Annotated in this window: 3 protein-coding genes; all 3 read right to left on the bottom strand. The window is 68.4% G+C overall.

The window, feature by feature from the left end; all coding sequences use genetic code 11:
• Positions 1 to 44: 44 nt before the first annotated feature.
• Positions 45 to 1,886 carry a S8 family peptidase gene (locus tag DT603_RS04135; protein ID WP_343037715.1) on the bottom strand — a complete coding sequence of 614 codons (1,842 nt, stop codon included), beginning with the start codon at positions 1,884 to 1,886 and terminating at the stop codon, positions 45 to 47.
• 216 nt (positions 1,887 to 2,102) lie between these two features.
• A complete protein-coding gene (locus tag DT603_RS04130) occupies positions 2,103 to 9,017 on the bottom strand; it encodes an ESPR-type extended signal peptide-containing protein (protein ID WP_162348586.1) in 6,915 nt (2,304 codons plus the stop codon).
• Positions 9,018 to 9,634: 617 nt separating this feature from the next.
• Positions 9,635 to 13,540, bottom strand: a complete 3,906-nt coding sequence (gene purL / locus DT603_RS04125) for a phosphoribosylformylglycinamidine synthase (protein ID WP_162348585.1) — start codon at positions 13,538 to 13,540, stop codon at positions 9,635 to 9,637.
• Positions 13,541 to 13,587 lie beyond the last annotated feature (47 nt).

The raw sequence follows: 13,587 nt of genomic DNA, 5'->3' as shown, positions 1-13,587 counted from the left end.
CGGCCATGGCCGGGGTTCCGTTTAGACCAGTGAAACGCGCCTGCTTACTGGCGCGCCACCAGGGTCACGCCGCTGTAGGCGCCGTTGCCGACCAGCTTGATGTAGTACGTGCCCGCTTGCGGCGCCGTGATGCGCACCGTTTCGCTGTTGCCCGGACGCACCGAGGTGAAGTCGGCCGAGCTGGTGGTGGGCTCTTCATCGAAGCTGACGTACAGGCCGACGTTGCCGGTGCCGCCCAGGGTCATGATGCTGAGCACGCTGCCGGCGGTCGCCTGGAAGCTGTACAGGCTCTCGCTGCCCGCTGCGCCGGAAAGGCCGGTCACGTTGGTCTTGTTGACCAGCGGCGTGGCCACCGGGCCGCAGGTTTCGGTCGCCGGATCGCACGGCTCTTCCAGGGCCTTGTCCAGCGCTGCCCTGGCATCGAGGATGCCGGCGCCGATCGGGGTGGCGGCAGGAATGGTGACCGGGAATGCGCGGGCCGTTTCCTTCAGCAGTGCCTCCATCGCCGCGGGAGTCAGCGGATCCTTGCCACCGGCGATGAGCGCGCTCTGCACCAGTGCGGCCACGCCGGACACATGCGGAGCCGACATCGAGGTACCCGCCATGCCCATGTAGCTGTAGGCGCCGGAGGTCGGCGTGGTGGTTCCGTTGTAGCCGGCCTGCCAGACGTATTTTTCCGCATTCACGGTGCTGTCGGTGACACCACCACCCGGGGCCGAGATATCCACCAGCGCCCCGTAGTTGGAGTAGTACGCACGCGCGCCCTTGATGCCGGTGGCGCCCACGGTGATCACGTTGGCGCAGCTGGCCGGCGAATAGTTCGCGGCGTTGGCGTTGCTGTTGCCAGCCGAGACCACCACCACGGTACCGTTGGCCACGGCGGTATTGATCGCGGCCTGGGTCACGGTGTCGCAGGCGCCGCCGCCGCCCAGGCTCATGTTGATCACTTCGGCCGGATTGGCGTTGGCCGGCACGCCGGCTACCGTCCCGCCCGAGGCCCAGATGATGGCATCGGCGATATCGGAGGTGTAACCACCACAGCGGCCCAGCACACGCACCGGCAGGACCTTGGCGTTATGCGCCACACCCGCCATGCCGATGCTGTTGTTGGTCATTTCCGCGATGGTGCCGGCGGTGTGCGTGCCATGCCACGAGCTCGCTTCGGCGCCCACATCGCCGCAGTAATCGATTTCGGCCTGGCTGCCGTCGGTCCAGTCGCCATAGTCGAGCGCGCCCGGGACGCGATCATCGGTCGCGCGGCGCGACACGTACGCATCGGTGATGAAATCGTAGCCCGGCAGCAGGTTGGCGCTCATGTCCGGATGGGCCGGCAGGATGCCAGTGTCCAGGTCGGCCACGACCGCACCGGTGCCCGTGGAAATGTCCCACGCGGTGGGTACGTTGATGCCGCCCACTGCATTGTTGAAATGCCATTGGTAGGTGGCGTAGTACTGGTCGTTGGGCGTGCTGAGGCGGCTCATGCGCCGATCGACCTGGACGAATTCCACCGCTGCATCGGCCGCGATCTCACGGGTGAGGTTGGTCATTTCAGCCTCGCTCAGCGAGCGCGACAGCTTGATCACGTCCGCACCCACGCCAAGCTTGCGCACGAAGCTGACGGCCAGCGGCGTGGCGGTGGTGCCGCTGCGGCCCTGGACCACGCCGGCCCGCGATGCGGCCGAGCGCACCGACGTCAGCTTCGCCGCATTGCTGCCGCTCGCATCGCGATACTTGACGATGATCCGGGCGCCCATGTCGGGGTTGGCATAGGGGTGCGCGACGGGCACGGTCTTGTCCGGGGCGGCGGCGAATGCCGCCGGGCCACCCATTGCAATCATCACTACCGCGCCTGCTACCGCCAAACCGAGTTTGTTCTTCTTGATCACGTTGAAGCCCTCATGGAATTTGTTTGAGCAATGTGTTTGAGCAATGTATTTGAACGACTTGCCTGGAGCCGCGAGATGTCAGGCCGTTTGCTGTGGTGGCTTGCGACCCCGGTCCCTTGGCCGGCCCGGCCAGGTGTTTCCTGCGCTGGCCCGCGAATCAGGCCACAACCTCCGGGGCTTGCCGGCCGCAACCGGCGGCAAGCCCCGTGTGTTTCATCACCAGCCGAAGCCGGCACCGACGCCCACCGACTTCTCGTCGCCGCTGAACGCGCCGCCGATGGTGATGGTGGCGCGGTCGCTCAGCGCACGCTGGTAACCGACCGACAACGCCTTCTCGCCGCCCTGGAAGCCGATGCCGACGCCGACGCGATTGTCGGTGCGGATGCCGGCGGTGCTGGTTGCCATGTTCAACATGGCCGAGCTCATCGCACCCTGGCGATCGATGCGACGGTCCTGGTCGAGGAAGCGGCGATCGGTCTGGGTACGGAAGTCCTCGAAGCTGTCATCCATGGCCGCGAAGCGCGAATCGGTATAAGCGTTGGCCGAGGTCAGGGTCTGGGTTGCAGTGGTGTTGGTGTAGGCCTTGCTGGTCGCCAGGGTGGCCGCATCGCCGGCTTGCACCTGGCCCAGGTTGGCTGCATCCGTAGCCGCCGTACCTGCGGCCACGTTGGTGACCGCACGTTCGTTGCCCGCGCTGCCCACCGACACGGTATTGGCGCGGTCGGCGACCGCACCCTGGCCCAGGGCCACCGCGTTGGCCGCCGTTACCGAAGCGCCCTGACCCAGCGCCGTGCCCGACGCGGCCGTGACACTGGCCCCTTCACCCACGGCCACGGCGTTGGTGGCGGTGGCGCTGATGGTGGTATTGGCACCCACCGCGGTGCTGCCATCGGCGCCGACATGCGAGCCGGCACCGATCGCGGTGTCATTGGGGCCATGGGCGTAGGCATCGGCGCCGATCGCCACGCCACCATCGGCGTTGGCGGTGGCGTTGGAACCTATGGCCACGGCATTGGTGCCTGCACCGATCACCGCCGGGTCGCTGCCGTCGGTCTCGCCGCCGATCGCGATATGCGGATCAGGAGCCGGACCCGGAGGCGGAGTGTTTTCCACCACGGTCAGCCTGCCGTCGATCGAAGTCACCGCTGCATCAATCGCCGCCAGGGCGTCGCCGACGTTGAAGTAATCGCCGCCCTGCACCACGTAGGTGGTGCCGACCAGGCCGCCGGTCGCGCCGACATAGGTGCCGCCGCCCAGGGCGGTGGCGATGCTGTCCAGCGAACCGTACAACTGGCCGCCATTGATCGCGTCGGTGCTGGTGGAAGAGATGGCACCAGCCGCCAGGTTGGTGATGGTGGTGCCAGTGGCGCCTTCCAGCGTCAGGGTGTCCTTGCTGGCGTCGTCGTAGGTCACCGCATCAGCGGCCAGGTCACTGAGGTCGCCGGTGATCTGGTTCAACTGCGCCACGTTGACCGCATCGGTGTCTTCCACACCCGCGGCCACGTTGGTGATCTGGCGTTCGCCGCCGGCATAACCCACCGAGACCGTGTTGACGCGATCGGCTTCCGAACCCGCGCCCAGGGCCACGCTGTTGGCGGCCGAGGCGTAGGAACCGTAACCCAGGGCGGTGGAGTCGTCGGCTTCCGCCCACGATGCCGCGCCCGCGGCCGTCGAGTTGACGCCATCGGCCGTGCTCAACCAGCCGGTCGCCGTGCTCTGGTCACCGGTGGCCCAGGCCCCGGCTCCCAGCGCCGTGGAACCGGCACCGCTGGCTTCCGCACTCAGGGTTCCGAAGGCCGTGCCACCCAGGGCCACGCTCTCGTCGCCGGAGGCGATGCTGTATTCACCCACCGACACGCTGCTCAGGCCGGTGGCCGAAGCCGCCAAGCCTACTGCCGTCGAATAGTCACCGCTGGCGAGCGACTCCGAACCCAGTGCACTGGCACCCACGCCTGAGGCTTCACTGCGGAAACCGGCGGCGGTCGCTTCGATACCCGAGGCGATACTTTCGGCACCCAGCGCCGTGGACACGTCACCCGAAGCGCTGCTGAAGAAGCCCAGCGCCGTGGATTCCTCGCCCGAGGCTTCGCTCAATGCACCGCTGGCCACGCTGCCATCGCCGCTGGCCACGCTGCCGGCGCCGGTCGCGGTCGACAGGTATCCGCTGGCTTCGCTTTCAGCACCCACTGCGGTGGCGAATTCACCCGTCGCCTGGCTGCTGGCGCCCAGTGCCAGGGCACTCTCACCAATGGCCAGGGCGTTGAAGCCGATCGCCGTGGCGTTGAGTGCATAGGCATTGGCGCCGCTGCCGAAGGCCGAGGCGCCCTCGCCGATCGCATTGGTCGCCTCACCGGCGGCCGTGGCGTAGTCGCCGTCCACGTAGGCACCGGCATCGCTGCCCGGGCCACCGGAGGCCTGGAAGTACTTGTTGGTGGTCGCAGCCACATCGGCCACGGCGGTCAGCTGGTCCAGGTTCACCGCATCGCTGCCCTCGGTACCGGCAGCCACGTTGGTGATCTGGCGTTCGCTGCCCACGTCACCCACCGACACGGTGTTGTCGCGGTCGGCATAGGATCCCTGGCCGAGGGCCACGCTGCCTTCGCCCACTGCTTCGGAATCCGAACCCAGTGCGGTGCTGTTGTAGCCCGCGGAGCTGGCCGCCGAACCGACGGCCGTGCTGTTGAAGCCGGTCGCCTCGGTCAGCCAGCCGATCGCCGAACTGAAGTCGCCCGCCGCGTAAGTGCCCGCACCCAAAGCCACGGCGCCGTAGCCGCTGGCCTCGGCGCTGAACAAGCCGAACGCCGTCCCGCCCAGGGCCACGCTCTCGTCACCGGAAGCGATGCTGTACTCGCCCACCGACACGCTGCTGACGCCCGAAGCCGTCGACGCCAGGCCCACCGCGGTGGCGTAATCGCCGCTGCTGGTGGACTCGGCACCCAATGCCGTCGAGCCCAGGCCCGAGGCGGTGCTGAAGTAGCCATTGGCGGTCGACTCGAGGCCGGAGGCCTCGCTCAACGCACCCGTGGCCACGCTGCCATCGCCGCTGGCCACGCTGAGCGCGCCGGTCGCCGTGCTCTGCTCGCCGCTCGCCGCGCTGCCTGCACCCACAGCCGTTGCGTACTCGGACGTGGCCTGGCTGCCCGCACCCAGGGCAATGGCGTTGTCCGCGCTGGCGACCGCATTGGCGCCGATTGCAATCGCACCCACGCCGCTGATGAAGGCATCGTCGGTTCCGTCATTCAAACCATCAGCCTTGAAGTAACGGTCGGTGCCTGCGGCGACGTCGGCTACCTCGTTCAACTGCGCCACGTTGACCGCATCGGTGTCTTCCACACCCGCGGCGACGTTGGTGATCTGGCGCTCAAAACCGACATCGCCCACCGAGACGGTATCGGCGCGGTCGGCGACCGAACCGGTACCCAGGGCGACGCTGTTGGCGGCCAGGGCAGTTGAAGCAAAGCCCAAGGCCGTGGAGTCATCGGCCAATGCCACCGCGGTACCACCGACCGCGGTTGAGTTGAGGCCCTCGGCCGTGCTCAGCCAGCCCACCGCCGAACTCTGGTCGCCCACGGCCAGGGCTCCGGCACCCAATGCCGTGGCGCCCGCACCCGCTGCCTCGGTGGAGATGGAGCCGCCCACGCTGCCGCCCAGTGCCACCGATTCGTCGCCGCTGGCCAGGCTGTTGTCACCCACGGCAACCGAATACTCGCCGAAAGCCGTGCTGTAGAAACCGACTGCGGTGCTGTTGGTGCCGCTGGCCCAGGACTCGGCGCCCAGGGCACTGGCGTTGTCGCCAGCGGCATAGGCGAAATAGCCCACCGCCGTGCTTTCCAGGCCTGCCGCTTCCGACAGGCTGCCGGCCGCCGTGCTGTAGTCACCCGAAGCAATGGTGCCCGCGCCGAATGCGGCCGAGCTTTCCCCCGTCGCCTGGGTGGTCACGAAGAAGCCCAGGCCTGGAATCAGGTCTGCCGGGCCACCGACGGCCACGCTGCTGGTGCCCGAGGCGGTGGTTTCCGTGCCCACCGCGGTGGAGTAGTCACCGGTGGCGTTGGCCACCGCACCGAAGGCGGAGGACTGCGCGCCCGATGCATAGGCACCCACGCCCGCCGCCGTGGCGGCAAAGCCATCGGCCTGCGCGCTGGCGCCGACCGCGGTGCCGCCCACGCCAGCGCTGGTCGCGCCGGTGTCTACGGGCACGCCACCATTGGTGATCAGCGGATCGCCGTTCTCATCCACCGCATTGCCGCCGACCGCGACCGCGGCCGGGCCGGTGGCCTGGGCGTTCTGGCCGAAGGCGGCGCTGTTCTGGCCCGAAGCCAGTGCATTGAACCCTACTGCCGTGGCGCCGTCGGCATAGGCCAGGGCGCCGCTGCCGAAGGCCGAGGCGCCCTCGCCGATCGCATTGGTCGCCTCACCGGCGGCCGTGGCGTAGTCGCCGTCCACGTAGGCACCGGCATCGCTGCCCGGGCCACCGGAGGCCTGGAAGTACTTGTTGGTGGTCGCGGCCACATCGGCCACGGCGGTCAGCTGGTCCAAGTTCACCGCATCGGTGCCCTCGGTACCGGCAGCCACGTTGGTGATCTGGCGTTCGCTGCCCACGTCACCCACCGACACGGTGTTGTCGCGGCCGGCATAGGAACCCTGGCCGAGGGCCACGCTGCCTTCGGCTTCGGCGATGGCATCGGAGCCCAGGGCGACGGTGTTGTCCCCAAAGGCGATCGAGGCATTGCCCAGCGCCGTGCTGTTGAAACCCGGAGTCCAGGCTTCACCACCGACCGCAGTGCTGTAGTCGCCACTGGCCTCGGTACCGAACGAAGTGGCGCCACCGACGGCCACGCTGTTGATGCCGGTGGCAATGCTGCCCTGGCCTACGGCCACGCTGGCCTCGCCCGAAGCCGTGCTGGCCTGGCCCACGGCCAAGCTGTAGTCACCATCGGCCGTGCTGTCCGAACCCAGTGCCACGGCCGAGGAACCGGTAGCCGTGCTGAAATTGCCGAGCGCGGTGCTGTTGAAACCCGCGGCCCAAGCATTGCCGCCCACGGCGGTGCTGTAGTTGCCCGAGGCCTCGGCCGCATAGCCAAAGGCCGCTGCTTCGGTACCACTGGCAATCGACTCTGCGCCAATTGCGGTGGCGAAGTCACCGGAGGCGGTGCTGAAGTAACCATTGGCGGTCGACTCGAGGCCGGAGGCCTCGCTCAACGCACCCGTGGCCACGCTGCCGTCGCCGCTGGCCACGCTGCCGGCGCCTACCGCGATGGCCTGCTCGCCGCTGGCTTCGCTGGCTGCGCCCAGCGCGATGGCGCCGTCGTTGCTGGCGATTGCGCTGGCGCCAATGGCCACCGCACCGATGCCGGCGATGGACGCATCGTCGGTACCGTCATTCAAACCGTCGGCCTTGAAGTAACGATCGGTGCCCGCGGCAACGTCTGCCACGTCGTTCAACTGCGCCACGTTGACCGCATCGGTGTCTTCCACACCCGCGGCCACGTTGGTGATCTGGCGTTCAAAACCGACATCGCCCACCGAGACGGTGTCCGCGCGGTCGGCGACCGACAGGGTACCCAGGGCCACGCTGTTGGCGGCCAAGGCAGTTGATGCAAAGCCCAAGGCCGTGGAGTCATCGGCCGATGCGAACGCGGCACCACCGATCGCGGTTGAGTTGGCGCCGTCGGCGAAGCTCAGCCCGCCCACTGCCGAGCTCAGGGCACCCACCGCCACGGCGCCGGAACCCAGGGCCAAGCTCTCATCACCCGAAGCGATGCTGAAATCGCCCACCGCCAAGCTGCTCAGGCCGGAGGCCTCGGCCGCCACACCCACCGCAGTCGCATAGTCGCCGCTGGCAATCGATAAAGCACCCAGCGCACTGGCGCCCAGGCCGGAGGCCTCGCTGGCGAAGCCCGCGGCCGTGGCCACATCGCCAGAAGCGAGGCTGGCGGCGCCGGTGGCCGCGGACCCGAAACCGCTGGCCAGGCTGTCCGAACCCACCGCCGTGGCCGAGTCGCCGAGGGCCTGGGCATTGCTGCCAAAGGCCGCGGCATTGGCATCGAACGCCAGTGCATTGAAGCCCACCGCGGTGGCGCCGTCGGCATAGGCATTGGCACCGCTGCCGAAGGCCGACGCGCCCGCGCCGATCGCATTGGCCGCATCACCGGCGGCCGTCGCGTTGATGCCGTCGACGAACGCGCCCGGATCGGACGACGCATCAAGCGGATCGTTGCCCGAAGCCTGGAAATAATGGGTGCTGGCGGTGGCATCCTGAAGCTGGTCCAGGTTCACCGCATCGGTGCCCTCGGTACCGGCGGCCACGTTCACCACCTGCCGCTCGCCGCCTGCGGCGCCTACTGAAACGGTGTCCACACGATCAGCTACCGACAACGCACCGAGCGCCACGCTGTTTTCGGCACTGGCATAAGAACCCGCGCCCAGCGCGGTGCCCTGCACCGCATCGCTGGAAGCCAGGGTGCCAATGGCGGTGGTGAAGTCAGCGAGCGCGCCGGAGCCGGAGCCGAACGCGGCGGCGCCATCAGCCAGCGCCTCGGCCGCAAAGCCACCCGCATTGCCGCCCACTGCCACGCTGCCCAAGCCGGTAGCCCGGCTGGCGTATCCCACGGCCACGGCGTCGTCGCCCAACGCATAGGCGGAGACGCCTACTGCGGTGGAGCTGATTCCGTCAGCAAACGAGTCCTGTCCTACTGCGGTCGTGTTGGCAGCCGTTGCCCAAGCGAAATTGCCCACGGCGGTGGAGTTGATTCCGGCAGCAAACGAATCCTGTCCCACTGCGGTCGCGTTGGCAGCCGTTGCCCAAGCCAAATTGCCCACGGCAGTGGTGTTGGCGCCCACGGCGCGGGCCTGCGTACCGAATGCGTTGGCCCCGCTGCCGTTGGCGATGGTGCCGTTGGCACCGCAGGCGAAGGAGTTGGCCCCGACGGCGGTGGCCGCCGTACCCAGGCTGGTTCCAGTCACGGAACAGACCCCCGCGGCAAGCGCGCTGGTCGTCGCGCCTAGCGCACCTGCAAGCGCTACCGCCTGCAGCAGCCTGCCGCCCTTGCCCTTGCCTTTCGACTTTGCCAATTCCGAAGCCACCACCACGCCGCGGGCCGCATCCCAAACCTTGCGATAAATACGATTCATCGAAACTGTCCCCTATAGAAAATTGGCAAAGCAATACCCGGGCCGTCGCGCTGATGCGCGACAACCTAGCTGAAAGTCGTGAAGCCTCCCGTGGGATGCCCACCCGGGGCATCGGAGGTTGTTCCCCAAATCAAAAGCACTAGCTGAATGTGTCCTTTACCACGCAACCTGAATCCGATAGTCACCAGTCCGTTATCGCGAGTCAAGTCACAAAACGCCACACTCGCGCCATCCGGACCGGCCAGCAGAATGCGCTGGCACGAAAAAGGATTTCCGCTGAAAACAAGCGGTTGGCTATTTTTTTTCAGGCCGCAATGATCGATACGCCCGGGTACGTCGAAAACCCCGGGAAGCCCGTCGTTATTGGCTTCCGCACGTTCCGGAAATGATTCGGATATCCAGAAATTATTTGCTGGCAGCGGGGTCGGGCCTGCACGGATTCCCGCACTGCACAAACCACGGCAGGGACGCGGCCCCTACGCATCATGTAGCCGCGTACACGCCCCTGGACGACGGCAATGGCCGGCGCCGGAACGCGAAAGCCCGCCGAACTTGCTTCGGCGGGCTTCGGCAACAAGGATGGCCTGGATGTGTCTTCCGGAACGCTTCCGGACCACTCAGCCTACGCGGGCCCTGGCGTTTGCGAACATCCGCGACCAGGGCGACTCCCCGTTCCACTCGCCAGGACTCCAGCTCAGGTTGACGCTGCGCAGGGTGCGTTCGGGATGCGGCATGAGGATGGTGACGCGGCCGTCGTCGGTGGTCAGGCCGGTGATGCCGTCCGGTGAGCCGTTCGGGTTGAGCGGGTAGTGGGTGGCCACCCTGCCCTCGCCGTCGATGAAGCGCAGCGCGACCTGGGCGGCGGCCTGGTCGGCGGGGCTGTCGAATTCGGCGCGTCCTTCGCCATGGGAGACCGCCACCGGGATGCGCGAACCGGCCATGCCCTGCAGGAACAGCGACGGCGACTCCAGCACTTCCAGCAGCGAGAAGCGTGCCTCGAACTGTTCGCTGCGGTTGCGCAGGAAGCGCGGCCAGTGGGTCGCCCCCGGGATGATGTCCTTCAGCTGGCTCATCATCTGGCAGCCGTTGCAGACCCCAAGCGAAAAGCTGTCGCCGCGCGCGAAAAATCCCGCGAAGGCATCGCGCAACGCGCTGTGCTCAAGGATCGAAGTCGCCCAGCCGCGGCCCGCGCCCAGCACGTCGCCGTAGCTGAAACCACCGCAGGCGGCCAGGCCGGTGAAACCTTCCAGCCTGGTGCGGCCGCCCAGCAGGTCGCTCATGTGCACGTCGTGGGCGTCGAAGCCGGCGCGATCGAAGGCGGCGGCCATTTCAATCTGGCCGTTGACGCCCTGCTCGCGCAGGATCGCCACCTTCGGCCTGGTGCCGCGCGACACATAAGGCGCGGCGATGTCGTCGGAGGGATCGAACGACAATCGGGGCCGCAAGCCGGGCGCGGCGTAGTCACGCGCGATGGCGCGCTCCTCGTCGGCAACCTCGGGGTTGTCGCGCAGCTTCTGCATGGCGTGGGTGACCGACCACCAGGCATCGAACAGCGCGTCCCAGCGCCACTGCGCCAGCACTTCGCCGTCCTGCTGCACGCGGATCACCGGCGCGGTCGTCGGCTTGGCGATGCGCTGGGCGCATTCGGTCAGCGCGTGGCGTTCGACCAGGTCCGCGAACGTGGCGCGGTGTTCGGCCGCGACCTGGACCACCGCGCCCAGTTCCTCGCAGAACAGGGTCCGGAACGGATCGTCGCCCCAGCCGTCCAGCTGGATGTCCAGCCCGCAATGCGCGGCGAAGGCCATTTCGCACAGCGCCGCGAAAGCGCCGCCGTCGCTGCGGTCGTGGTAGGCCAGCAACACGCCGGCTTCGCGCGCATCGCCGATGAGTTCGAAGAAATCGCGCAGCCGCTGCGGGTCGTCCAGGTCGGGCACGTCGCCGCCGAAGGCAGGCAATGGGCCGCCGCCGGCATGCGGATGGCACTGGGCCAGCACCGAGCCGCCCAGGCGCTGCTTGCCCGCGCCCAGCCCGATCAGCCACAGGTCGCTGTCTTCGCTGCGCGCCAGCAGTGGCGTCACCTGCTCGCGCGCATCGGTGACCGGGGCGAACGCGGTGATGACCAGCGAGACCGGGGAAACGGATTTCTGCGCATCGCCGCCCGCCTGCCACTGGGCCTGCATGGACAGCGAATCCTTGCCGACCGGAATGCTGAGGTCGATGTCCGGGCACAGCTGCATGCCGACCGCGCGCACCGCATCGAACAGCAACGCGTCTTCGCCTGGATGGCCGGCCGCGGCCATCCAGTTGGCCGACAGCTTGACCCGGTCCAGCGAGGCCACTGGCGCCGCGCACAGGTTGGTGATGGCCTCGCCCACGGCCATGCGCGCCGAGGCGGCGGCGTCCAGCAGCGCCAGTGGCGTGCGTTCGCCGATGGCCATGGCCTCGCCGGTGAATCCGTCGAAGCCCGACAGGGTGATGGCGCAGTCGGCCAGCGGCAGTTGCCAGGGACCGATCATCTGGTCGCGTGCGGTCAGGCCGCCCACGCTGCGGTCGCCAATGGTGACCAGGAACTGCTTGGAGGCGACCGAAGGATGGGCCAGCACGCGCAGGCCGGCCTCATGCAGGTCCATGCCGCCGGTCTGCAACGCCGGCCAGCGCGGCGCCGGTGGATGGGTGGCGTCGCGGTGCATCTTCGGCGCCTTGCCGAACAGCACGTCCATGGGCAGGTCGATGGCGCGCGCTTCGGGTAGGGATCCCACCGCGGCGCCGTAGGCGACCACCAGCCGCTCCTCGGTGGTGGCGGTGCCCACCGCCGCGAACGGGCAGCGCTCGCGCTCACAGATTCCGGCGAACTCGGCCAGCCGCTCCTGGGCCACGCCCAGCACGTAACGCTCCTGCGATTCGTTGCACCACAGCTGCATCGGCGACAGCGAGGGATCGTCGCTGGGCACCTTGTCCAGGTCGATCACCCCGCCCCGGCCCGAGTCGTGCAGCAGCTCGGGAATGGCGTTGGACAGGCCGCCCGCGCCGACGTCGTGGAACCAGCGGATCGGGTTGCCGGCGCCCAGCGCCACGCAGCGGTCGATGACTTCCTGGCAGCGGCGCTCCATCTCCGGGTTGTCGCGCTGCACGCTGGCGAAGTCGAGGTCTTCGGCGCTGTCGCCGGAGGCCACCGAACTGGCGGCGCCGCCGCCCAGCCCGATCAGCATGGCCGGGCCGCCGAGCACGATCACCGCATCGCCATCCTGCAGGCGGATCTTCTCGACCTGGATGCGGTCGATCGCGCCCAGGCCGCCGGCCAGCATGATCGGCTTGTCGTAGGCACGGGTCAGCGTGCTGCCATCGCTGGCGCGGCCTTCGGACAGTTCGAAACTGCGGAAATAACCGGCCAGGTTGGGCCGGCCGAATTCATTGTTGAAGGCGGCGCCGCCCAGCGGGCCGTCGAGCATGATTTCCAGCGCCGGGGCCATGCGCGGGTTCAGCGCGCGCGGGCGGCTGGTATCGAATTCTTCCCAGGGCTGCGGCAGGGTCGGGATGCGCAGGTGCGAGACCGAGAAGCCGGTCAACCCGGCCTTGGGCTTGCCGCCGCGACCGGTGGCGCCCTCGTCGCGGATCTCGCCGCCCGCGCCCGTGGCCGCGCCGGGGAATGGGGCGATGGCGGTCGGGTGGTTGTGGGTTTCCACCTTGATGCAGAAGGCCGACTCGACCGCCGGCTCGCTGCGGTAGGTGCCCGAGGCATCCGGCCGGAAGCGCGAGGCAACGTAGCCTTCCACCACCGCCGCGTTGTCGCTGTAGGCCGACAGGGTGTGCTGCGGGGTCTGGGCATGGGTGTGCTTGATCATGCGGAACAGGGAGCGATCCTGGTCCTTGCCGTCGATGCTCCAGCTGGCGTTGAAGATCTTGTGCCGGCAGTGCTCGGAATTGGCCTGGGCGAACATCATCAGCTCGACGTCCGAGGGGTCGCGCCCCAGCTCGCCGAAACGCAGCCGCAGGTATTCGATCTCGTCCTCGGCCAGGGCCAGGCCCAGGCGCTTGTTGGCCGCTTCCAGGGCGCCGAGCGGAATCCGTTCCAGGGCGCCGCGGGCCGGCGCGGTGAACAGGGCCGAGGCCTGCTCGCGCGTGGCCAGCAGCGACTGGGTCATCGGGTCGTGCAGGGTTTTGGCCAGCGCCGCGCTGTCTTCCCAGTGCTGCAGGTCGATGCGGGTGCCGCGCTCGACCCGCCGTACCGGCAGGCCGGCGCCACGCAGCAACTCGGTGGCCTTGCTGGCCCAGGGCGACAGCGTGCCCAGGCGCGGGACCACGAAGCGGGACTGGCTGTCGGCGGCGGCAGCCACCGGCTCGGCCGAGGCCTGCAGGATGCGACCCAGCGCGTCCATGTCGATCCCGGCGCCGGTTTCGGGCTCCACGAAATACACATGCCAGGCGCCACGCACCAGGACCATCGGTGACAGGGACTGCAATCGGGATTCAAGCCGCGCGCGGCGGAACTGCGACAAGGCCGACTGGCCCTCGAGGACGATCATGTCCGGGAAACCGTAGAGGAGCGTGGATTGCCTATTGTAACGAAGCC

Origin of the sequence: Pseudoxanthomonas gei, from assembly GCF_010119615.1 — a bacterium.
GTDB classification, from domain to species: Bacteria; Pseudomonadota; Gammaproteobacteria; order Xanthomonadales; family Xanthomonadaceae; genus Pseudoxanthomonas_A; species Pseudoxanthomonas_A gei.
Note: the sequence above shows the minus strand (reverse complement) of the source record. Positions and strands in the feature narration are given on the sequence as shown.